We start from the raw sequence: 23,945 nt of genomic DNA on the forward strand, positions 1-23,945 counted from the left end.
TTGCTACCACCGGATACCAATGCGCAGAGCGTCGTAGATTGCAGCGTGAATGTTGCGTGCCGACACGGCATCGCCAATACGATACAGATCAAATCCGGCGCTGGGATTGGGTTGCGAAAACAGGTCGCCCTTGCCAGAGACAAGCGCACTCTGATCCACCGCCCCGCGATTGCGCGACAGAGGCTTAAGGTCAAAGTAAAGATCGTCCAGTGGCAGTGTGCCTTGATTGACAACCACCTGATCATATTCTCTTTTCTCAATCAGATCCGAATAGTCGGTTCCAATATGGGCTTGTAGCTGATTGCCTGAATTTTCGATCGCTTGCAGGGTTCGGGTGACCGTGAACACGGCCCCGGTTTTCTGCAAGGAGCGCATATAGGGCACCAGATTCATCGCCATGACTTCGGGCGCAAAACTGCGGTCACGGGTCATGACCTCGACCCGTGCACCGGAGGCTGCGATGACCTCGGCGGCCATCAGGGCCGGATGATCCCCCGCATCGTCATAAATCAGCACGTTTTCGCCCGGCTCTACGTCGCCGGACAAGATATCCCAAGCGGACACGGCCAGTTCATTTCCCGAATCGAGGATCGTTGTCTCGGGCAGACCTCCGGTCGCGATCACCACCACATCCGGCGACAGCGCGGTCACGTCACTGGCCTCGGCATACGTGTTGAACTGAAACTGCACGTCCCGCGCAGCGCATTGCGCCATACGCCAGTCGATGATCCCGATCATCTCTGCCCGGCGCTTGGATTGCGCGGTCAGGCGCACTTGCCCGCCGGGTTCGGGGGCCGCCTCCAGAACGGTGACATCATGGCCACGCTCAGCGGCGACGCGCGCGGCTTCCAACCCGGCGGGACCTGCGCCAACAATCACCGCACGGCGGCGTGTTTCGGCAGCAGGGATGACATGTGGCATCGACAATTCACGCCCCGTTGCGGCGTTGTGAATGCACAGTGCTTCGCCTGCTTGATAGATGCGGTCGAGGCAGTAGGTGGCCCCGACACAAGGCCGGATGTCATCTTCCTGTCCGGCTTGGATCTTGGACACGATCATCGGGTCGGCCATATGCGCGCGGGTCATCCCGACCATATCCAAAAGACCCGAGGACACCGCATGTCTCGCCGTCGCCACGTCAGGGATGCGCGAAGCATGGAAGGTCGGCATGCCCGTTTCAGCCCGCACCCGCCCGGCGAAATCCAGATGCGGCGCGCTTTTCATGCCCTGCACGGGGATCACATCCGTCATGGCGGGGTCGGTATGAATGCGCCCGCGAATGACATTCAGGAAATCCACCTGACCGCTGTCTCGCAGCCTGCGCGCGATTTCCAGCCCTTCATTTTCGGTGATCCCGCCTTTTTCGACTTCATCGGCGGTATAGCGGACGCCGACGATGAAGTCGGGGCCGACGCGGTCACGGATCGCATCCAAAACCATAAAGCCAAAGCGAAGTCGGTTGTCGAGATCACCTCCAAACGGTGCGTCCATCGTGTTGGTCAGCGGCGACCAGAATTGGTCCAGCAAGTGCCCGTAGGCCTGCAACTCGATCCCGTCCAATCCGGCGGCCTGCATGCGTTCAGCCGCATCGGCATAGTCGGTCACGATCCGCTCGATATCAAAATCTTCCAACTTTTTCGGAAAGGCCCGATGCGCCGGTTCGCGGAAATGCGAGGGGGAAACTGACGGCAACCAATCGCCCTTGTTCCATCCCGTGCGCCGCCCCAGATGGGTCAGCTGGATCATCACAGCGCAGCTATGGGCGTGGCAGGCATCGGTCAGTTCGCCCATCCAGCGCACGACCTCATCCTTGTAGGCGAGGATGTTGTTGAACACCGGTGGGCTGTCGCGGCTGACGGTGGCAGACCCTGCGGTCATTGTCATTGCAACACCCGCTTTTGCCCGCATTTCGTGATAGGCGCGATAGCGTTCTTTGGGCATTCCGTCTTCTGGATAGGCGGGTTCATGACTGGTAGTCATGATCCTGTTTTTCAGGGTCAGGTGCTTTAGTTGATAGGGTTGCAGCAGGACGTCACGGCTCATGACGAGGTTTCCCGGTCAGACGCCTGCGGTGCGACGACATCCTTTGGAATGACGACCGGTGAGACCGCCCAGATCAACCGGCATACCTGATCAGTGCGGTTGCGGGCATGGTGCGGGATACGTGCGTCAAAGCTGTAGCTGTCCCCGGCGCGCAGTGTGATGAACTCATCGCCGATCTGCATCTCCAACTCACCTTCCAGCACCAAGCCGTGCTCTTCACCCTCGTGCTTTTGCAAAGGGTCTTCGGGGCGTTCCGAGTGAGGTGCATACGCCGCCAAACCCATATAAAACTGCCCGCCGATCGAACTGGACAGCAGGTGATCAGTATAGCCCAACTCAGCCGCGTCCTGACCGTAGAGCGTATTCAGCGCGCGACGGTTCTGGGCGCGAACAACATAGGCCTGTTCCATCGGCCCGGCACCAGCGCGGCGGGCAAAAAACCAATCTGGCGTGACGCTGAGCGCGCTGGCGATAGCCTGCAACACGTCAACCGAAGGTTTGGAAACCCCGCGCTCAATCGCCGACACATGGCTAAGCGAAATGCCCGCCTCTTCGCTCAATTGTTTGAGCGTCAGCTGGCGGGCTTTGCGCAATTGCCGAACCTCACTGCCCAGTGAGGAAATTGCGGATGGCAAAGCGACGACGTTGTCAGATGGCATGCGGCTCTCCGAAAGTGGTTTGCGCGATAAACCCTACTAAAATTGAAATCAGACTAGAATTTTAAAGTCAAATTCTATTTTACATTGAATAGCACGGTGCTATTGCAAGTTCGCCCCAGATTTGCAGAAGTGGGATAAACACTAAACGCACGCGGCGGATCACTATGACGGACCAGCCAGAAAATCCTTTCGACGTGTCGGAAACGGATCATCTGTGGATCACAATGCCTGATGGCGTGCGGCTGGCCGCACGGTTGTGGCGCCCTTTGACTCAAGCGCCTGTGCCCGCCATTCTGGAGTACATTCCCTATCGCAAGACCGACATGGTTCGCGCGCGGGATGAGAGGAACCATCCCTATTTTGCCGCCCATGGCTATGCCTGCATCCGTGTGGATATGCGGGGATCAGGAGATAGCGAAGGGCACATGCCGGATATGTACGCACCGGCAGAATTGGACGATGCGCGGCAAGTGATCGAATGGCTGGCTGCGCAACCCTGGTGCAATGGCCGCGTGGGCATGTTTGGCACGTCCTGGGGTGGGACCGCATCTCTTCAGGCAAGCGTCGATGCGCCCGCACCGTTGAAGGCGGCAATAGCTGTCTGTGCCACACATGACCGGTTCGAGGACGACATCCACTATATGGGCGGTTGCGTTCTGTCGGACACGTTCGAATGGGGTGCAACGCTTCCTTCTATCCTGGCATCTCCACCGTCGCTGAATGTCGGGCCGGAATGGAAATCGCGTTGGAAAGAACGGATTGATAGTCTGACATTCCCCCTGCAGAACTGGCTGCGTGAGGATGGGCGCGGTGACTTTTGGCGCCACGGCTCAGTTATTCATACCGCTGAAGCCCTTTCGGTTCCGATCCTGTCAGTCGGCGGGTGGAGTGATCGCTATTCCAATTCTGTTATGTCTTTGGTTGATGCCCGCCCCGATCTGGTCTGGGGGGTCGTCGGTCCCTGGGGGCATCATTATCCCGACCACGGTAGTCCGGGTCCCTCCATCGGTTTTCAAAAGCTGGCGCTGGAGTGGTGGGATCATTGGTTGAAATCGGATCAGCCCGACGCGCTGGATTGGCCGCGGTTGCGGGTCTGGATGCGCGAATTCGATACACCGGGCGACCGTTTGGTCCAAAGATCCGGGAGATGGACGCAAAGCGGGCCAGCCTCAAAGGAAAGCGAGATACAGGACTGGGACTTGTCCACGCATAAATCCAGCGATGGCCCTGCACCATGGATGGTTCCCGCAGACCCGACCGTCGGGCAAACCGCCGGGGACACGGGGTATTTTGGCCGTCTCGGCGGGCTGCCACTTGATCAAACCGCAGACGATGCCCGGTCATTGGTTTTCGAAACGGCTCCTTTGGCCGATGACGTCATTATCTATGGTTCGATGACACTGACTCTGCGTGGCGAGACTGGCGACAAACCGGGGCAGATCATCGCCAGGCTGAGTGATGTCAGCCCGGAAGGCGTGGCTGCACGAATAAGCTACGGCGTTCGAAACCTGTCGCTTGACGAAAATTTGGATTGCAAACCATCAGCGACGAGGTCAGGCAAATTTAGTGCGGACCTTCGGCTTCATTCAACGGCGTATCGCGTCCGTAAGGGGCATAGTCTCCGGCTTGCTTTGTCCTCATCTTACTGGCCCCTCATTCACGCAAAATCACCGGCTTTAGATATACAGATAGATCACGCAACGCTGCGTTTGCCTGTTTTACCCGATGCGCCCGCTGACCTGTCCAGGCCACTGCCCGAAGCCCAAGACCTGCCCGTGCAGAAACGGCATTCCACCCATGCGCCTAACCCTTTGTCACGCTGGACACAGACTACCGGGGACAGGGTTGAGATGGGATGGCATCAGCCGCTTTTGAAAACAACCTTCGCCCAAACAGAAACCGCTTTCAGCTATGAAACCAACATGACGCACAGTCTGGATGCTTCAGATGGCGTTGAGAAACAGACAAACGTACTTCACAGGATGGTTTTCGAACGGCCTGATGGAACTGCCGAGGTTTCGGTCGCATTGACTGCCAGAACCACAAGCGACCGCACCACGGTGGATGCCGAGTTGAATGCGAAATGGAACAATCAGCCCTTCGCAACGCGGCAATGGCGTATTTAGTAACAATTCTCTGTTCAATTCATTCTCGGGTTGAGCACTTTCGTTTTGTTGGATCTGAATTCACGCTCAATGACGCGGACATGCTAAACACAATAACCACGGTTTTCGGTGGCGGCCCGGCCTATGTTTTCGTGATGACAGAGGATTGACGAACACCGGGAGAGAAATGGGCTGGTCGAAAGAAGCTGCGGCAAAACTGGCTCGAGAATTGATCTCTGTGACCGGCGATCTTCTGCGATACAGCCCCTGTCACCTGCTAACCTCCGAAATGAATTTACATCCCCAAATGGGACAACGGAGGCGGGGTTGCAGGAGTTGATGTCACTCGAGCAACGGATGTTCACTCTAAGGACTGAGATGCCCTGTACATCTAACAGATCTACCGGTCTGTTGAGCTTGCGGACCTCTGCTAGCATCCGCGCTATGTACTCGCAACGACGATCCGGTATAAAGGGCCGCGCAGAAACCTTTTGATTTTAGTTTGACCGCAGGTTCGGGCCGTACTTACCAAAACCAATGGCGGCAATGACGTGGTTCGCACCCGTTCGTGCGTCGCGCAACATCGGGCACTTTGGGCTCAAGGCAGTCATCTGAGTCTTTCAGTCAGATGACGGCTTAGGAACGGAAAGCGGTCATTGTTGGTGGTCATTCCGAGAAATTTCGCCCCAAGGCCTCCATTGAACGGCAGCGGACGTTCGCTGAAATCTGCTGAACGTCTGCCTAGCGGACAATGCTGCCATTTACTCTGGATGGATCAATGTCTGCTTCGCTGCATATCGCGCAAATAATCAGATATTTGGGCCGGTGGTTCTCCCCATCTAAAACGCCCCGATGCGACGTCTCGGTTGAGATGGACCAGGTATTGATAGTGCGGTCGACTAAGGGGTTCGCTTGCCAAAATCGTTACTGTGGCACATAATGCCTCATAGATTTTTTAATTTTTGTTGAAACATGTTTCCAACTATTTCCGCATTACTGATAGTAGGGACCTGTTGGTTCTTGGCCTGGCAACAACCAGGCAGAGTAAGATTCATATCGTTGGTGATTAGGCTTGTCATCGCATTGCTGATCGGCTTGATGATCGCGTCTATCGATTTTTTGATTGCGCTTTCAATTGGTGATGTAGACCAACCAGAAAAGTACTTTGAATGGGGCTACCCACAATTTGCCGTGAACTGCATAGCGCTTGCATTGGTGATTTATGCGGCAATCAACGCATCATCTGCGAAGCCAAGGAAACTTACTACACTTCTAGCCAGTTCCCTGTTGGGATTCTGGCTTACGAATGCCGGTTTATACTGGGCTATCCGAAGTGTGTTCGAATACGGCAGTTTCGGATTTGGAGAGTTTCTGGAAAACCTTGTCAGTATAGACCGAATGACGAGTGGATTCTTTCTCAGAGGTGCCCTTATCTATTCGGCGGCGAGCATTGCGTTCTTATTCATTCTTGTACGAAGCAATTCAACTTCAAAGAACCACCATTCCACCACAAATCAGGAGGTTGTCGTGCGGTTCAAATCCAGCCCTAATGAACCCGCCCGTTTGTTGATGGGTATGGCTGCGGCGGGTCGCCTATCTATGATTGGAAAGCTGCGCGATGAGCAGGAGCACCCCTGTTTGCCGGCTCCGTTCTCGATGGACGTAGATCGCAGTGAACTCATCAAACTTGCAGATAAGCGCGACCAAGAGGTCGCAACAAACCGAGTCTGGTATCTCGTTCTCGCAGTGGTTGGACTCGTCCTTATCAGCTCAGATGCACCCGGCGCTGTAGTTCTCGTAATCATTGCTGCTAGCATCGTGGTACTCCGTCAAAGTAGACGCGATAGAAACAGTCTCGTGCCAGCGTATCAGCCCAACGTATTTAAACCGCCCACGCCGCCCGACAGCGAAGACAGCTTCCACAACCTCGTCACGTTTGCGGGATCTGATCCGTTTTCCCAATTCGGCTTTCGCTTTGGATCGTGGGTCTTAGTCGTCGATACTGCGAGGTCAAAGCAGGGCGATCTAGAGCAAAGAAGCTTAACCGATCCAGATATCGATCTAATTGAGGCTGCGATCAGCCAGTCGATGATGCAAGGTGGGCAAATTGTTGGAACTCCGCGATCACTATATTTCGTACAAGGCGCTAACATCCCAGAAGATATAAAACGAGAGGGTGCAATTCGCCCGCCTGAAAGCTTGTCCGATGAAAGGTTTGCCAAGCATGCCGACGACCCGGATTCGCCCGTACGGCGGTATCTTTGGATCAGAAAATCCATTTGGGGCAGAGAAATCACGATTTCCTATTTCGTGCGAATATTTAGACATGGTACCGATTTGAACTTGGAGATTAATGGAATAATAATGCCTCCTGTTGCGGCACAGTTCCGCTGGATAGATCAATTCGCACCACAGGGCTTCTGGGGCTTAGTGTTTGAATTTCTGGGCTCCTTGTTCATTGGGGCGTGGATGCTTGTGTGGACACCGATTGAACTAGCGGGAAAAATTCAGGAGGGTATGGCTGAAGCCACAGGAGGCAAAGAGCGAGCTAAACGGCGCTTACAAAAGTCCATTGAGCGGACCGCCAATTTCGATTTCGGAGCCCCCTTGTCCATCCGGCGGCAGGTGGCTGATTTTGGCCCAGTGCAATACTTTCAGGATATGGACCGCAGGTCTGCGGAAGCAGCATTTGCTGGGCGGGTTATGCGCAGCTTTATCGACTATTTGGATGAATGTAATATTGACACGTCCGAACTGCGAGAACAGCGCACTACGCTTCTGAACCAAGGTATTGTGGTGCAGGGTGGCGATGTCAAGGCCGAAAACATGGCTGTAGGCGCTGGAGCGAGCGTCAAAGCTATAGGACAGCAGGCGCGCAATAAATTGGGAGCTAGCAAATGACCAGTGATAACTACGGCATCAGCACAAATGGTGGCAATGTTACGGCGACCAACCTAGCAGTTGGCGAGGGCGCGACAATCACGATCTCTGGTGATGTGCGGACCGAAGTCATACACGAAATAGGTGCCATTCGATCCCTTTTGAAAGATTCTGATATCCCCTCTGAACAACAGTCAGAAATTTCTGATGCCGTCGATATGATTGAGGCGGAAGTCAAAGCAGAGGAGCCGAATAAATCCAAAGTAGTGTCCGCATTAAGTATCCTAGAGAAGGTCACCAAGATTGGTGGGGGAATGCTCGACTTGGGTGTAAAGCTGGCCCCCCATGTGGCTGCCATTACACGATTCCTTGTTTGAGTACTCCGTTTTTCCAAAACATTAAGGCGGACCAGTTCAGTTGGGGGGGCTGACCAACGCGCCCTTCGTTTTTTGCGTTAGGGACTAGCGATATGTGGGTAACCTACAAATCAAACTAAGAAGAATTATTATTGGCGTAGTTTATTGAAGCGGCAATTGCAGTCGTTCAGGAATTTCGCAGCATTCGGTAAAATGGGCTCGGTGCGGTCATTCGCCGAAATGTCGCGAGCGACCGCTCTGCGGACAAATTCGCCATTCGCTGCGGTTTAACCAATGGTTCACGAACGCGTGATCACTGTTGCGATAGTGACGTCGAGAAACGACCTACCTATCAGTAGGTAAGTATAGTCAATTTGCACATACACAGTGACAATGGAGGGAGACCAAACCATGCGCGTGAACGCCAACTTCAATAAACGTACCCTTATACACTTTGAAGAGAACGATTGGGTCGCATCCCCGATGCCCGGAGTTGAGCGCAAAATGCTTGACCGAATTGGAGAGGAAGTAGCTCGCGCCACCACTATCGTCCGTTTTGCGCCTGGCAGCGCTTTCTCTGCCCACACGCATGACGGTGGCGAAGAATACTTGGTTCTCGACGGTACTTTTCAAGACGAAGACGGTGATTTTCCAACTGGTTCCTACGTGCGGAACCCGCCGACCTCGTCTCATACACCTGCAGCACAGGACGGCGCGACAATTCTTGTAAAGCTCCACCAATTCGATGCTAGCGACCGCGATCAAGTCCAGATCGACAGCGGCAAGGCAAGCTGGATTGAAGCAGCAGATGGTGTCTCTAGGTTGCCCCTCCACACAGATGTACGTGAAACTGTAGCGATGGAACACTGGGATGCGGGTACAGTGCGCTCTTTAGATGCCTCAGGCGGGCTTGAGGTCTTTGTGATTGATGGGAGCCTGAACGAGGGTGGCGACACCCTGTCCCGCTGGGATTGGTTACGCCTGCCCGTCGGGGCGAGTTTCGAGGCGACCGCTGGCGCTAACGGGGTGCGAATCTGGATCAAGACCGGCCACCTTAGTAACGTCGCAGAGAGCGCGGCATGAAGCCAAACGCAAAGATTATCATCGTCGGCGCAGGGTTGTCCGGCCTAGCTTTGGCGCATGCGCAGAAGCTTGAAGGGCGCGACGTGCTTTTGCTAGAGGCGCGCGACCGCGTAGGCGGTCGCATTCTCTCACAGGGCGGCTATGACCTCGGCCCTGCTTGGATTTGGCCGCACAACCACCGCATGCTATCCCTCCTAGACAAGCTTGGGCTGCGAACATTTCCACAATACAGCGATGGACGATTGGCGTTCGAGGATGCTCAGGGAAATGTGCGTCGTGACTTCGATTTCGCCCCCATGGGTGACGCGCTTCGCGTTTCAGGCGGACTCGCTCAGATAACCAACGCCCTCGCCCAAAAGGTTGTTGATACGCTGTGCCTTGGCCACGAAGTTCGGCGTGTGATCGAAGAAGACGAATTCGTGACCTTGAGCGGAAACGGGTTTTCATTGCGCGCCGACTTCGTTGTTTTGGCGCTACCCCCGCGCCTCGCTGCACAGATGGGCGTGGTCGTTCCGGATGTTCCAACTTGGATGGCTGGACATGCCAAACTCGTTGCTGTTTACGACACCCCATTCTGGCGCGACGCGGGCCTGAATGGCGACGCAATCTCTCATCAAGGTCCGCTGGCTGAAATCCATGACGCGTCGCCTATGGACGGCACCCAGGGTGCTCTGTTCGGCTTTGCCATGCCCGGCACGGCCCGACAATCCGGGTTCGAAGCGCAAGCGGTGGCGCAACTGGTCCGCCTGTTTGGCCCCAAAGCAGCCGAGCCACGCGGCGTAATCGTCAAGGATTGGAGCGCCGACATGGCAACCGCCACGTCTGCCGACCTCAAGCCGCTTAGCTCCCATCCTATGTATAGCAAACTAACTCCTACTCGGCGGGTGATCTTTGCAGGAACTGAAACCGCACCGTCGCACGGTGGTTTCCTCGAAGGCGCTCTTGAAGCCATGGATGCAGCGCGGCAAGAATTGTCGAGGGTGATGGTATGACATCAGAAGAGAAAATCCTGGTCGCCGCCGAGGCGCGGGTCCGCACTGGCGGCTACAACGGCTTTTCGTTCCGAGACCTTGCGCGCGACACAGCGCTGACCAGCGCAGGCGTACATCATTACTTCCCGACCAAGGCCGATCTGGTCGCTCGACTGGCCAGAAATTACACGTCCCGTTTCCTGGACGCTTTGGATGAATGCCCGTCTCATGCGCGTGTCGCACGCCTACGCGAGCTTTTCGCGGAAAGCTTGCGCCAGGACGGAAAGATGTGCCTTTGTGGGCTACTCGCAGCTGAAAGCGGAGTTCTACCTGAACCGGTAACGGAGGCGGCAAGAATGTTCTTCGCAGCATTGGTCGATCGGCTTGTCAGCGCATTTCCGGACAGCGACGATCCGCTTTCTGACGCACTAGCAGTGCTCGCGACGCTGGAAGGCGCTGCACTACTTGCGACTGTGCAGGGTGACCCGGACGTCTTCGAAAAAGCAACGTCCGATTTGGGCTCAAAGCCGTCATCCGACGGCATTAGCGATTAGACCAGTTTGTGGTTGCGAGCGATCATAGGGGCCGCTCTCAGGATTGGTCCGACATCGGCCCTCCCAGTACTATTCAACGAGTTTTCAAGCTTGACTCTGAGGTTCTACCGTCGCCTGACCCTCTCGCGATTGCGCTCCCGACGTACGATGTTGATCTGATGATCGCGACCAAGCGCGCGGTAGAATCCCAGTCCCTTGGACCAGTTCAGAAGATGGGAAAAGCTGTCGAGTTGATCGTCGTTGCGTCCGCGTGGAATGGACTGAAGCTCCCGTTTGGGTGCTGTCAGACGAATTTGAACCAGTCTCAGTTTGCCACGAAAACCACGAACCTATCCGGAACAAAGTTGACACCACTCGGCAAGAACGACGCTGCGTATCAGCTTGAAGGTATCTCTGCTGGCGAGCGATCTTTCCTGGTTGAAGTGGTTGTAGACAGAGGAATGGACGGACGCGAATTTCTGCAAACTTCGCATTAGCCTGAACCGCTGCATCGCGCGTTCGCGTCGTCGAAACGGCAGGTGCGAGTTCTCGACGCGGTTATTAAGCCACCTGCCCGTCCTTTGTTTTTCGGTAGCGCCAAGTTCTCTGAGTGCAGCCCGATACGATGCGAAGCGATCCGTGACGAGTTTTTCCGCTTTACCGTGTCGCTTCTCTAACTTCTTGAGGAATTTCAGTGCTGCAGCTTTGTTTCGACGTTTGGTAACAACGGCTTCCAGCACCTAGCCTTCGTGATCAACAGCCCGCCAAAGATAATGCCGCTTACCATTCACCTTCACGAAAACCTCGTCGACGTGCCACTTTCATTTGGAGAAGGCGCGCAGCTGCTGCACACGATTCCGTCTGATCTCAGCGGCAAACATCGGGCCGAACCTGTTCCACCAATACCGGACAGTTTCGTGGCTCACATCGACGCCTCGCTCGTGCAGCAGATCTTCGACATTCCGAAGCGCGAGCGGGAAACGGATGTACAGCATCACTGCTAGGCGGATGATCTCGGGGCTGGTTTTAAGGTACTTTAATGGCGGCTGTTTAATCATGCGCGAAGGCTACGAGAGTACCCTGCCCCGCTCAACCAAGGCTCTTCTGACAAGACCTCTCGACAAAGGCTGGTATAGTCTTTTGCTACACCGTGTCTTTCGTAGTTTGCCTCAATACCAAACGCGTTGAAGTCCGCGTGCATTGCGCTGGCGTGGCACCATCCTGCAACCACAGCAAAACAGTGTCCGCAACTTGTTCTCCAAACTCAGAGACGCCGCAGTGTACGGTAGACAAAGCTGGCCAGCATTCTGATGCTTCCTTGATGTCGTCGAAACCGACAATCTGAAACTCCGTGCCAATCTTTATCTGAGTTTCATGGCAGGCATTAATCATCCCAAAAGCAACAAGATCATTGAAACAGACTGCGGCATCGCACGCAGGATGCTCTTTGAAGAGGTTGACCGTTGCTTCATGTCCAAATGATCGGCTGGATTCCCCTGTTTTTACAATAGGCTGCAAGTGGTTGTCTTTCATCGCACTGATATAGCCGGACAGTCTTTCCTGAGTGACTTCGGCACCATCCAGACCACCGACAAAGGCGATGTTCCGCGCGCCCGTTTCGATCAGGTACTGCGTTGCCGCGCGTCCACCCTCTGCGTAATCAGGAGCGATAAAGGGAAATCTGCAAGTTTCGCTTTCAACCTGTCGCAAGACTTGCATCAACGGAATGCCAGCTCGCTCTACCGCGGAGAGGGTGTTTGTGACATCGCCATAAGCAGGCGATAGGATCAAAGCAGAAACACCGTGCTCAAGCATCGCGCCCACCACCTGATCCTGAAGTTCGGGGTCTTCGTTTGTGTTCGCCAATACGACCGCATAGCCTCGGGACGCCAGCGCCATCTGTAACGAAGTCGCAAACTCAGTGAAAAACGGGTTGGTCAGGTCGTTTATCACCAAACCTATTAGCGCCGTTCCCGTGGATCGCAGATTTGCCGCCGATCGGTTATAGACATACCCGATCTCTTTCATCGCGGTATGGACGAGCTTGCGTGTCTCCGGCTTCACCTGCGGACTGCCCTGCAAAACAAGGCTTACCGTCGACTTGGAAACGCCCGCCGAGTTGGCGACATCTATGATCGTGGGTCTTCGCATTCAGGCTATTGTTCAACTCCATGCAAGCTGAGAAGCGTGGTCATCCGTGCTTTAGCCAGTTCAGGGTCTGAGAGTAAACCGGCCTGATCCGCCAATCTGAACACTTGCGCGTAGTGGCAGATGTCACGGCTGGATTGGAACCCACCCGGCATGATGAAATGGGACTGGGCTCCGTTCAGCCATGCCAGACAGGCAATCCCGGCTTTGTAGAACCGCGTCGGAGCCTTAAAAATCTCTCGACTGAGGGGAATAGTCGGTGCGAACAGCGCGTTGTAGCGATCCATGTCGCCCATAGCCAACGCCTCAAGCGCCTGGCTGGCGGCGGGGGCGATAGCAGCGAAAATGCCGAGTAGAGCGTGGGAAAAATGCGTTCCATCCCCGGCAATAAGATCGGCGTAGTCGAAATCGTCACCAGTGTAGAGGCGCACGCCGTCCGGCAACCGCGCGCGGAAGTTTTCTTCATGTGCCTGATCCAGCAAGGATATTTTTATCCCATCAACCTTGGCGGGATTTTCGTTTATCAGGGACAGCACAAAGTCGCTGGCCGCGTTGATGTCCGTGCTACCCCAATAGCCCGTCAATGCAGGATCGAACATATCGCCCAGCCAGTGCAGGATTACAGGCTCCGCAGCCCCATCGATCAGCGCGCGGTATACGTCATGGTAGGTGTCTGGACCTGCCTTGATCGATGGGAAGGAGCGTGACGCCATGAGGATCAATTGCCCTCCGCCGGCTTCGATCGCCTCGGCCTGATGCTCGTAGGCTGACAGGATTTCACCCGCTGTGTTCAACGCGCTTAGAGGCAAGTGATCAGTCCCTGCCCCACAAGCCACCCGAGGCGACAACGGATGCGCCTGCGCAGCCTTCATTGTGCGCTGGATCAGCTCCAGCGCGGTCTCCCAATCGACGCCCATACCCCGTTGTGCGGTATCCATGGCTTCGGCCAGACCCAGCCCCTGATCCCAGAGTCCCTGACGAAATCGCAGGGTCGCTTCCCAATCAACTGCGGGACGCCCATCCCAGGGATTACGTTCCACCAGCGGGTCTGAAACCACATGAGCCGCCGCAAAGGCCGTGCGCGTCAGAGGCACCTGCGGCTTGCGCGGTACTATCGGCGTTCCGGTCAGCGCATAGGGTTCCAGCTGCCCCTCAGGATTTGGCAAAATCAATTTCATTGTCTCAAACCTCCAAATCCAGAACCAGAATGCCGTCGATGCCACCCACCGCGTTCTCGACCAGTTGCGCGCCCAGCGCCTTGTGCGTTTCGTTGTTCTGATAGGCCTCTAACGCGGCCCAATCGTCGAAGTCGATCACGAAACCATGCATGTATCCGCGTTCGATCTGCTCGGGGCTCTCACTGCGGCCCCCGGTAAACCCGCTGGCCCCGGGAAGGGCCTTTGACACGTCCTCGAGACCTTTGTAGATGGCTCCGATTGTCTCCTCGGTCACGTCGGCGCGGAACTTGGTCAGTACGATATGGCGGATCATTTTTAGAAACCCTGATCTTGTTTGATCATGTCGGAAGCTTTTTCCCCGATCATGATTGTAGGTGCATTGGTGTTCGATGAATTGACCGTCGGCATAATCGACGCATCCGCGACGCGAAGCCCTTCGATCCCATTGAACCGCAGGCGCGGGTCCAGAACGGCTTCGGCATCGCTGCCCATACGACAGGTACCAGCGCAGTGGTGCGATGTTTTGGAGTGTACACAGATAAAATCGAAATACTCCTGCTCGGTCCGCACATCCGGACCCGGCAAACGTTCTGCCAAGATGTACGGCTTCAGCGCATCCTGAGCGAGGATGTTCTGCACCAGCTTCAGCCCCCGAATGGACATCTCGCGATCGTAGGGATCCGCCAGATAGTTGGGATCTATAAGCGGCATCATCGCGGGGTCTGAACTTTGCAACCGGACGGTTCCGTGTGATCTGGGTCGCAAAAAACAGGCGTTCAGTGTAACCCCACCGTTGGGCATCGCCTCGACCCCTGCCTCAATGCCGGTACCAAGCCCCAGATGCAACTGAAGATCCGGTGAACGCGCATCCGGGTCTGCGTACCAGAATCCACCCGTTTCGAACAGGCTGGACGCGACCGGTCCCTTGCGGGTGAAAAGGTATTGCAGGCCTGCAAAAGCTGAAAGGTGCAGCTTAGCGAAACGGTCGTAGGTGTGCGGGCCGGTCACTTCGCAGATGGAATACAAATCCAGATGGTCCTGCAAATTCGCGCCCACCTGCGGCTGATGAAAAACCGCGTCGATGCCAAGGCTGTCCAAATGATCCGCGGGGCCAATTCCCGACAGTTGCAACAAGCGCGGCGAACCGATGGCACCTGAGGACAGAATGACCTCTTTCGCGGCGGAGATCTTGTCCCCATTCATCATCTCGACACCAGTCGCCCTGCCTTTGTCCACCATAATGCGGCGGACCTGTGCGCCGGTGCGCACGGTCAGGTTCGGGCGGCTGAGGTTCGGCGCGATAAACGCCATCGCAGCAGAGGATCGCCGCGCATTGCGCTGGGTCAGCTGATAGTACCCCGCGCCATCCTGTTTCGCCCCATTCACATCGCGCGTTTCGGGAATCCCCACTTCCCCTGCGGCCTTGATGTAGGCGTCGCAGATTGGCAAAGGTGCTGCGGGCATGGACACGCCCAGCGGTCCGCCCTTGCCGTGAAATTCGTCGTCGTAGGTGTCGTTGTCTTCGGACTTTTTGAAATAGGGCAGCACGTCGGCATAACTCCACCCCTCGCACCCCATCTGTCTCCAGGCATCGTAATCCTGAGCTGCACCCCGCGTGTAGATTTGCGCGTTAATTGCAGACCCTCCGCCGATCACCTTGGCCTGGGTGTAGTTGAAGACCTTGTTCTGCATGTGCCTTTGCGGAACCGTGGACCAGCCCCAGCTGCCGATACCCTTGGTCATCTTCGCGAACCCGGCTGGTAGGTGGAAGAACGGGTGACGGTCGGTGGAGCCGGCCTCTAGCAACAGCACACGCGCCGACGGTTCTTCGGAAAGACGCGCAGCGATAACCGAGCCTGCCGAGCCGCCCCCAATGACAATGAAATCATATCCTTCAGACATTCTTATATGCCCTGACTTACAGACGTGAAATCGACAAGCCGCCATCCACCGGGATGACGGCACCGTTCGCAAAGTGCATATGCCCCTGAACCAGTGGGACGACAACGGACCCAATATCCTCGGGCTCACCCCAGCGTGCCGCGGGAACAAGACCGCCTTCGATACGGTCGGTGTACTTGTCGCGCACGCCCGCCGTCATCTCGGTCGCGATGATGCCCGGTCGCAGCTCAAAGACGCCGATGCCTTCGGGGGCCAAGCGTACTGCGAACAACTGAGCCATCATCGCTGCGGCTGCCTTGGACACGCAGTACTCGGCGCGTTCGATCGATACCATTGTCGCGCTGACAGAGGTGACAAAGGTGATCGAACGATAGGTATCTTGAGGCTGCTCCAACATGCGCCGGGCCACCTCTTGCGCCAGAAAAAACGCGCCACGCAGGTTGATATTCTGCACGAAGTCCCAGTTCTCGGGCTTCAGATCCAGCATGTCGCCCCGCACTGGCGCCCCAACCCCTGCGTTGTTTATCAACGCGGTGATCGGGCCCAAATCGGCTTCGATCAGATCCAGTAGCGCCGGAACGTGATCAATGTCGGACACGTCGTGCTGCACATAAATTGCGCTTGGGCCAAGCTCTGCCAAAGCTGCCTTAACGACTGGTTTGTCGGGCTCCGAGCGAGAGGCAATTGCGACCTTGTACCCCACCGCGATCAAGGCGCGCGCCACCCCTAGTCCAATGCCCTGTTGTCCTCCGGTCACCAATGCTGTTCCGGTCATGCGGCGAACTCCGTTTCAATGATATGACGCCCCGAGCGGAGTGCGAGTGCGGCTATAGTGAGGGCCGGATTCACCGCCGCAGATGTCGGAAGAACTGACGCGTCGACGATGAACAGGTTCTTGTGGTCGTGGCTGCGACAGAACGTGTCGACGACACTGCTTGCCGGGTCATTGCCCATCCGTGCAGTTCCGCATTGATGCGACGGAGTTCGCCGATCAAATGGTCGCGACAGTACCACGGGAAACCCGGCCTGCTTCAGATGCGCCTTTAGCCGCGCAACCAAGGCCTCGTGCGCAGCCCAATTCGAGCGTTTCCAATCCAGCTTGATCTGGTCACCTTCGACCGTCACCCGGCTTTCTGGGTTCGGCAGATCCTCGGACATAGCATAGAAATCAAAACTGCGATTTGCGATCAGTGCTGCAATTGGCCCCGGTAGATGGGTTTGCGACGCAAGGATCGGCCCAGTGATCTTTCCCAACATCTGAATGTTGCCCAAAGGCAAGCCACCCTGTCCGTCGCTGTTGTAATAGTCGTTGAACATCAATGTCTTTTGATAGATCGCCCTGTTTCGGCGCAGCGGATGAAGGGCCAGCACCGCCGAACAATTGTGGTTCATGAAGTTCCGTCCGACCTGATCGGACCGATTGGCAAGACCGATTGGACAATTGTCGTTCGCGGATTGCAGCAACAGTACCGAGGACTGTACCGCACCTGCTGCAAGCACGATGACCGGCGCACGCAGGGTACCGTGGCCATCAACTTCGACACTTGTGACACGACCAATGGCATCAGCCTTCAATTTTCGGACACGCGCGTCAGTTAGCAGCTCGACATTCCCATGCTTCAATGCCTCGGCGAGGGCACAGGTTTCGGCGTCCATTTTGCCGCCGCATGTATTGGGAAACGCATCCCAAGTTGTTTGCCCAGCCCGCAACCAGGTTTCGATATCCACGCCCAAAGGCACTGAGGATGGCGTCAGGCCTGCGTGGCTTAGCCGGTTCCTCAGGTCTGCAATATCAACCTCATCCGGCACAGGTGGGTGCGGATAACCCCTACTGTGCGGCGGTTCGGTGGGGTCCTCTTTGGTGGTCCCACGTGCGTCGTAAAGCTGTTCCGCGGTGGTGTAATCCGCCTCCAGCTCTTCATAGGGCATGGGCCAACCGTGCGAATAGCCACCCATATGCTGACGCGGCTCAAAATCCTCTTTCCGATAGCGTATCAAAGCTGCGCCGTAGAACTTGGAATTTCCACCAACGCAGTAGTAGTTTCCCGGGTTGAAAGGTTTGCCTGCTCCGTCCAGCCATGTTTCATCGGGGCGAAAGTGCCCATTGGCAAAGATCGCCCTTGGGTCTCGATCTAGCGGCGAGGGGTGCAATCGCTTGCCTCGTTCAAGGATCAGAATGCGACGACCGGACGGAGCCAACGCCGCAGCCAGTGTTGCCCCCCCGATACCCGACCCAATGATTATGACGTCAGCTCGATTCATGGAAGGATCCGCATCTCGCTTTCGGGATCAAAAGCCACGGCCTTTTCCATGTTCACTGCAAAGTTGAAATCCTGACCCGGTGCCACTTCGGCATCCGAACGCATACGCGCGATCACATCTCGTCCGCCCAATTGCATCGAGACGAAGGTGTCCGATCCAGCGGGCTCCGTCACCACGATACGGTTGGCCATCTGCGCGATGTTCGACGACTTTCGATCCGCGCCATCCATATCGGTGATTGTCTCAGGGCGGATTCCCAACAAGATCTCGCGCCCATCCCATGCGGCCAAGTTGTCCTGGCTGAACGGAAGTTGCGCCATAGATCCGTCGTGAACAGCGACCCCTGCATGAGGGCGGCCATTCAAAACCGCAACCTTGGCCGGTACCACGTTCATCGCAGGCGAGCCCATGAATGTTGCGACGAAGATATTCGCAGGTGTGTCATAGATTTCCTGCGGCGTACCCAGCTGTTGGACATAACCGCCGTTCATCACGGCGATCCGGCTTGAAAGCGTCATCGCCTCGATCTGGTCATGCGTCACATAGACGATGGTGGTCCCGAGATTTTGATGCAGCTTTTTGATCTCGGTTCGCATGTCGACGCGAAGCTTGGCATCCAGGTTCGAGAGCGGTTCATCGAACAGAAATACATCAGGGTTCCGTACCAACGCGCGACCCATCGCAACCCGCTGGCGCTGACCGCCCGACAACTGACCGGGCTTACGATCCAGCAACTGCTCGATCTGCAAGAGCTTGGCAACTTCTTGCATCGCTTTGTCGCGTTCAGGCTTGGGCACACCATGCATCTCAAGTCCGAAAGTGATGTTCTGCCCGACCGTCATATTGGGATACAAAGCATAGCTTTGGAAAACCATGGCAATGTTGCGGTTGGACGGGTGCACCCCGTTCATCACCTGATCCTTGATGCGGATTTCGCCGCTGGTGATCTCTTCCAGCCCCGCGATCATGTTCAGCAGAGTGGATTTGCCACAGCCCGAGGGACCGACCAGAACCAGGAACTCTCCTTCCTGCACCGAGATGTCGACCTTGTGCAGAACCTCAACCGCCCCGTAGGATTTGGTCGCGTTGTCTATGTCTAGAAAACCCATGAGGTCTTATCCTTTCACCGAACCCGCCATCAGGCCGCGGACGAAGTATCGACCGGCCACGATGTAGACGAGCAGAGTTGGCATGGCCGCCAGAATGGCGCCTGCAAAATGAACGTTGTATTCCTTCACACCGGTTGATGACTGCACCAGATTGTTCAACGCCACCGTCATCGGTTGGCTGTTGGCATCCGCAAAGGACGCACCGAACAGGAAGTCATTCCAGATGTTGGTGAACTGCCAGATGATTGAAACCACGGCGATCGGTCCAGAACTGGGCAGAAGGATGCGCCAGAAGATCTGGAAGAACCCTGCCCCGTCGATCTGCGCCGCCCGGATCAGCTCGGTCGGGAATACGGCATAGTAGTTGCGGAAGTACAGCGTGGTGAAGCCGATCCCATAGACCACATGAACCAGCGCTAGACCCCAAGTGGTGCCAGCCAGCCCGATGATGCCCAGCATCCGCGCCATCGGGATAAGGACGATCTGAAACGGGATGAAGCAGGCAAACAGCATCAGACCGAATAGGATAGTGTCGTACTTGAAGCGCCATTTCGTCAGCACGTAACCGTTCAACGCACCAAGTATGGTCGAGACGATCACCGCTGGAACCACCATCTTGATCGAGTTCCAAAAATACGGCTTCAATCCGGTTGGATCGACCCCGATCTGAGCCGAGGACCACGCCTTGAGCCACGGCTCAATCGTGAACACATGCGGCAGGTTCATCATGCCGCCGCCGGTGATCTCTTCCAATGGCTTCACCGAGTTCACCAGCATGACATAGAGCGGCAGCAGGTAGAACAGACCGAACAGAAGCAGCACCAGATAGATCAACGTGCGCGTAACGCGGCCCGTTCGGATTGCGGTATCCTGAGTAGCTTGAGACATCAGCGTTTCTCCCGCAATTCGGCGTAAAGATAGGGGATCATGATCGCCGCAATGGTCATCAGCATGATCGTGGCCGAGGCCGCACCGATCCCCATCTGGTTTCGCGTGAACGTGTAAGAATACATGAAGGTCGCGGGTAGTTCTGTGGCGCGACCGGGGCCACCCCCGGTCAGGGCGATGACAAGGTCAAAGGTCTTGATCGCCAGGTGGCTGAGGATCACGAAGGCCGACAAGAAGGCTGGTCGTAGTTGCGGGATAATGATCCGGCGATAGAGGTTCCAGTTCGAGGCCCCGTCCATTTGCGCAGCCCGCAGAATTTCGTTGTCGATCCCACGCAGGCCAGCCAGAAACATTGCCATCACGAAGCCGCTCGTCTGCCAGACGGCTGCTAGAACCACTGTGTAGATGGCGTAATCACGGTTTTTTATCCAGTCGAACTCGAAGCTGGTCCAACCCCATGTGTGCATCACGTTTTCCAACCCGATGCCAGGGTCAAGGAACCACTTCCAGGCTGTACCGGTGACGATGAAGCTCAGAGCCATCGGATAGAGGTAGATGGGACGCAGCAGCCCTTCCCCCCGGATTTTCTGATCAAGGAAGATCGCCAGGCCCAGGCCGATACAGGTGCAGATCACGATATATAGGCTCGCGAAAATCCCCATATTGATCAACGAGGTTTCCCAATGGCTCAGCCGCCACAGTTTGTCGTAGTTTTCCCATCCGACCCATCCAAAGGACGGCAGGATGCGACTGTCGGTGAATGACAGGTAGACCGAAAACAGAATGAACCCGTAGACAAAGACCAGCATCATCGCCAGCGACGGTGACAGGACCAGCTTGGGTATCCAGTTCTGAAGGCGTGTCTTAAAATCCGCGTCGGCTGAAGCAGCCATGGCGCGCCCTCCTCGTTCGAGTCGTGTTAGATCGGAGCTTTTGCGCCCGTTTGGTGAAAGGGCGGCCAGACCGCCGCCCCATCGGGAGGATCAATTGTGGATCACTTGGCGATCGAAACGGCGTCAACCAGTTCGGTCACGGCATCTTCGCTGCCGTACTCGCCGTTAAAGTGGGCGGTCACCACGTCATAGACGGCGTTCTTGACTGACGCCGGCGCGGCATGTCCGTGTGCCATCGAGCCGAACAGGTTGCCTGACGAAGCCGCGGCGGCCAAATCTTTCATGCCCTGCTGACCACACGCATCCAGATCGCTTCCATCCACGTCAGTACGAGCCGGGACAGAGCCCTTCACCTTGTTAAAGGCAATCTGGAAGGATGGCGACAGGATCGCGCTGGCCAGCGCGGCTTGCTCGGCCGATACCGTACCGCCCTGATCAAACATCATGAACTGGTCAGCGTTGAAGGTGACCTGATCCTGAGTACCCGGGAAGCGGAAGCACAAAAAGTCTTCGCCCGGCACTTTGCCCGCGTTTAGGAATTCGCCTTTGGCCCAATCACCCATCATTTGGAAGCCGGCTTCGCCGTTGATGACCATCGCTGTCGCCAGGTTCCAGTCACGACCCGAGAAGTTCTCATCCACGTTGTCGCGGATAAAGGCCATACGGTCAAACGCTTCTTTCATCGCGTCGCCACCCAGCGTTTCCTCGTCCAAGTCGATGAAAGCCGCTTTGTAGCCGTCAGGCCCCAGCGTCGACATCGCGATAGCATCGAACACGGTCGCGTCCTGCCATGCCTGACCACCATGCGCGATCGGGGTGACACCAGCGGCTTTCAACGCCTCAACTGCGGCGACGAATTCTTCCCAGTTGGTGGGCTGTGCAATGCCGTTGGCGTCCAGCACCGCCTTGTTAGCCCAGACCCAGTTGGTCGAATGCACGTTCACAGGAGCCGAGACCCATTTGCCGTCATGCTTGGCGAAGGCTTTCAGCGCATCTGGGACGACGTCATCCCAACCTTCCTGGGCTGCCACTTCGTTCAGATCGGCCAGCGCGCCCTGATCGGCCCAGTCCAGAATGTCAAAGCCCAGAGCCTGAACGGCTGTTGGAGCGTTGCCTGCGGTGACGCGTGCGCGCAGAACGGTCATCGCCTGCTCACCACCGCCACCTGCAACAGGCATGTCGGTCCAGCCGATGCCCTGTCCGGAAAGGTCGTCCTTGAGAACGTTCAATGCTGCAGCCTCGCCGCCAGAAGTCCACCAGTGCAGAACTTCCACGTCTTCAGCGTGCGCAAGGCTGGTCGTGCACAGTAGACCTGCCACAAACAGCGATTTTGTATTCAAAAATTTACGCATTCTTGTTTCCTCCCTTAATGCGTTATTCTCACTCGGGACCAATCTGGTGCCCGGTCTTAGTCGTGTGGAACCCATGGCGCCCGGCTGTTGCCGACGCGCATGACCACTGATTTCACTTCGAAGAATTCCTCGAACCCATATCGTCCGATTTCCCGCCCCTGCCCGGATTGTTTGACCCCACCGAAAGCGACCTCGGGGAACCCGTCCATCCAGGTATTGGTCCAGACCGTTCCCGCTTCTGCTCGGCGGGCAAACTCTAGGCAGGTGTGAACGTTTTCGCTCCAGACCCCTGCCGACAGACCGTAAGCGCTATCATTGGTGAGCGCGATGGCTTCGTCCAGTGTTTTGAAAGTCAAAACGGACAGAACCGGCCCGAATACCTCATCACGGGCAATGGGCATGTCGGACGAGACGTTGGAAATCACAGTCGGCTGATAAAACTGAGCACCGAGGCCTTCGACCTCCAGCGGCTCACCACCCAGATCGATAGTCGCACCGGACGCCCGCGCCTGTTTGACATAAGCGTCGATTTTTGAGTTGTGCTCCGGTGTTACAATAGCTCCGACTTGCGTTGTCGGGTCCAGTGGATCGCCGAATTTGACTTTGCGCGACAAGGCAACGACTCGCTCACGGAAATCGTCGGCGATATCTTCGTGCACAATGATACGACTGCTTGAATTGCAGCACTGGCCGACATTGAAATAAACACCGAACACAACGGCATCCGCCGCTGCATCCAGATCGGCATCAGGAAAGATGACCTGCGGGTTTTTGCCCCCAAGCTCCAGCGCAACTTTCTTAAGCGTGTCCGATGCAACCACGCTGATCGTCTTGCCCACGGCTGTCGAGCCGGTAAAGCTGACCATATCCACGCTGTCGTGGCCGGACATAGTGCGTCCGACGGGAACGCCGTAACCAAGCACGACATTACAGACACCTGCGGGTAAACCGGCTTCGACCAACAGCTCGGCAAGCATCAAGGTTGTCGACGGTGTCATCTCAGACGGCTTCACAACAACAGTGCAACCAGCGGCCAATGCAAAGGGGAGCTTCTGACTGAGGATCCAGAACGGGAAATTCCATGGCGTGATGATGGACACGACCCCAATGGGTTCCTTCAACACGACACCCATCATGTCTGCGCCGAGAGTGTTATGACTGTCACCGTGCGTACTGCGCGCCAACGAGGCAGCATAACGCCAAAGGTCTGCGGCACCTCCTACCTCGCCCTTGGATTGGCTGATCGGCTTGCCACTCTCCAGCGTTTCGATCAGGGCGATGCGGTCGACGTTCTGCTCGATCAGTTCTGCAACTCTCAGAAGAACCGCTGCCCGTTCTTTGCCGGATGCGCGGCTCCAATAACCGCTGTCGAACACCTTGCGCGCCGCCTGGATCGCGGCCTCGGCTTCAGCCTCGCCACCCAACGCCGAACGGCTGACGATGTGCCCGTGCGAGGGTGAGCGTCGTTCGAACGTCTCACCCGACGCGCTATTCTGCCACCTGCCATCGATGAGATGCCGACCTTCGAACAACGGCGGCAACTCGAACGGGATAGCAGGGTTGATGGTGATATCTTTCATATT

General features: G+C 56.2%; 19 protein-coding genes and 1 pseudogene. 6 read left to right on the plus strand and 14 right to left on the minus strand.

The genetic code is table 11. The features are described from left to right. Positions 1-3: 3 nt before the first annotated feature. Positions 4-2,043 (minus strand): NADH:flavin oxidoreductase, encoded by a 2,040-nt coding sequence (locus ACR3EH_RS09110; protein ID WP_171183668.1) that lies wholly within the window; start codon positions 2,041-2,043, stop codon positions 4-6. Continuing rightward, a complete protein-coding gene (locus tag ACR3EH_RS09115; RefSeq protein ID WP_171183666.1) occupies positions 2,040-2,702 on the minus strand; it encodes a helix-turn-helix domain-containing protein in 663 nt (220 codons plus the stop codon). The genes ACR3EH_RS09110 and ACR3EH_RS09115 overlap by 4 nt, the downstream gene beginning before the upstream one ends. 164 nt (positions 2,703-2,866) lie before the next feature. Between ACR3EH_RS09115 and ACR3EH_RS09120 the strand changes: the two genes are divergently transcribed. From ACR3EH_RS09120 to ACR3EH_RS09145, 6 genes are all read left to right on the plus strand, one after another. Further along, positions 2,867-4,828, plus strand: a complete 1,962-nt coding sequence (locus ACR3EH_RS09120; RefSeq protein WP_171647464.1) for a CocE/NonD family hydrolase — start codon at positions 2,867-2,869, stop codon at positions 4,826-4,828. A 1,077-nt stretch (positions 4,829-5,905) separates the two neighbouring features. After that, on the plus strand, positions 5,906-7,708 hold the full coding sequence (locus tag ACR3EH_RS09125) for a hypothetical protein (protein ID WP_171675864.1): 1,803 nt from the start codon (positions 5,906-5,908) through the stop codon (positions 7,706-7,708). Next, positions 7,705-8,064 carry a hypothetical protein gene (locus ACR3EH_RS09130; protein WP_171675861.1) on the plus strand — a complete coding sequence of 120 codons (360 nt, stop codon included), beginning with the start codon at positions 7,705-7,707 and terminating at the stop codon, positions 8,062-8,064. Before ACR3EH_RS09125 ends, ACR3EH_RS09130 begins: the two co-directional genes overlap by 4 nt. A 390-nt stretch (positions 8,065-8,454) precedes the next feature. Then, complete coding sequence (locus ACR3EH_RS09135) at positions 8,455-9,126, plus strand: cupin domain-containing protein (RefSeq protein ID WP_171189206.1); 672 nt, start codon at positions 8,455-8,457, stop codon at positions 9,124-9,126. Next, complete coding sequence (locus ACR3EH_RS09140; RefSeq protein ID WP_171189208.1) at positions 9,123-10,118, plus strand: flavin monoamine oxidase family protein; 996 nt, start codon at positions 9,123-9,125, stop codon at positions 10,116-10,118. The genes ACR3EH_RS09135 and ACR3EH_RS09140 overlap by 4 nt, the downstream gene beginning before the upstream one ends. Next, complete coding sequence (locus ACR3EH_RS09145) at positions 10,115-10,651, plus strand: TetR/AcrR family transcriptional regulator (RefSeq protein WP_171647468.1); 537 nt, start codon at positions 10,115-10,117, stop codon at positions 10,649-10,651. The genes ACR3EH_RS09140 and ACR3EH_RS09145 overlap by 4 nt, the downstream gene beginning before the upstream one ends. Before the next feature lie 329 nt (positions 10,652-10,980). On the opposite strand, the pseudogene ACR3EH_RS09150 reads toward ACR3EH_RS09145, so the two are convergent. The 12 genes and pseudogenes from ACR3EH_RS09150 to ACR3EH_RS09205 all read right to left on the minus strand — a co-directional run bounded on the left by ACR3EH_RS09150 (position 10,981) and on the right by ACR3EH_RS09205 (position 23,942). Beyond that, positions 10,981-11,688: pseudogene (locus ACR3EH_RS09150) on the minus strand (IS6 family transposase). 85 nt (positions 11,689-11,773) lie between these two features. Continuing rightward, complete coding sequence (locus tag ACR3EH_RS09155) at positions 11,774-12,781, minus strand: LacI family DNA-binding transcriptional regulator (RefSeq protein WP_171189137.1); 1,008 nt, start codon at positions 12,779-12,781, stop codon at positions 11,774-11,776. Positions 12,782-12,786: 5 nt separating this feature from the next. Next, positions 12,787-13,956 carry a dihydrodipicolinate synthase family protein gene (locus ACR3EH_RS09160; protein ID WP_171675859.1) on the minus strand — a complete coding sequence of 390 codons (1,170 nt, stop codon included), beginning with the start codon at positions 13,954-13,956 and terminating at the stop codon, positions 12,787-12,789. 4 nt (positions 13,957-13,960) lie between these two features. Next, positions 13,961-14,269 (minus strand): Dabb family protein, encoded by a 309-nt coding sequence (locus tag ACR3EH_RS09165; RefSeq protein WP_171189140.1) that lies wholly within the window; start codon positions 14,267-14,269, stop codon positions 13,961-13,963. Positions 14,270-14,271: 2 nt separating this feature from the next. Beyond that, complete coding sequence (locus tag ACR3EH_RS09170) at positions 14,272-15,858, minus strand: GMC family oxidoreductase (RefSeq protein ID WP_171189142.1); 1,587 nt, start codon at positions 15,856-15,858, stop codon at positions 14,272-14,274. Positions 15,859-15,874: 16 nt separating this feature from the next. Beyond that, positions 15,875-16,633: a 3-ketoacyl-ACP reductase gene (locus tag ACR3EH_RS09175; RefSeq protein ID WP_171189144.1), complete on the minus strand. Its 759-nt coding sequence runs from the start codon at positions 16,631-16,633 to the stop codon at positions 15,875-15,877. Further along, positions 16,630-18,120: a GMC oxidoreductase gene (locus tag ACR3EH_RS09180; protein ID WP_171189146.1), complete on the minus strand. Its 1,491-nt coding sequence runs from the start codon at positions 18,118-18,120 to the stop codon at positions 16,630-16,632. The genes ACR3EH_RS09175 and ACR3EH_RS09180 overlap by 4 nt, the downstream gene beginning before the upstream one ends. Then, positions 18,117-19,229 (minus strand): ABC transporter ATP-binding protein, encoded by a 1,113-nt coding sequence (locus ACR3EH_RS09185; protein ID WP_171189148.1) that lies wholly within the window; start codon positions 19,227-19,229, stop codon positions 18,117-18,119. Before ACR3EH_RS09185 ends, ACR3EH_RS09180 begins: the two co-directional genes overlap by 4 nt. 6 nt (positions 19,230-19,235) lie before the next feature. Next, complete coding sequence (locus ACR3EH_RS09190; RefSeq protein ID WP_171189151.1) at positions 19,236-20,117, minus strand: carbohydrate ABC transporter permease; 882 nt, start codon at positions 20,115-20,117, stop codon at positions 19,236-19,238. Further along, complete coding sequence (locus ACR3EH_RS09195; protein WP_170376146.1) at positions 20,117-21,010, minus strand: carbohydrate ABC transporter permease; 894 nt, start codon at positions 21,008-21,010, stop codon at positions 20,117-20,119. Before ACR3EH_RS09195 ends, ACR3EH_RS09190 begins: the two co-directional genes overlap by 1 nt. 101 nt (positions 21,011-21,111) lie before the next feature. After that, on the minus strand, positions 21,112-22,362 hold the full coding sequence (locus ACR3EH_RS09200) for an ABC transporter substrate-binding protein (protein WP_171189153.1): 1,251 nt from the start codon (positions 22,360-22,362) through the stop codon (positions 21,112-21,114). A 56-nt stretch (positions 22,363-22,418) separates the two neighbouring features. Beyond that, positions 22,419-23,942, minus strand: a complete 1,524-nt coding sequence (locus ACR3EH_RS09205) for an aldehyde dehydrogenase family protein (RefSeq protein WP_171189155.1) — start codon at positions 23,940-23,942, stop codon at positions 22,419-22,421. Positions 23,943-23,945 lie beyond the last annotated feature (3 nt).

The organism is Ruegeria sp. BG7 (assembly GCF_056535685.1).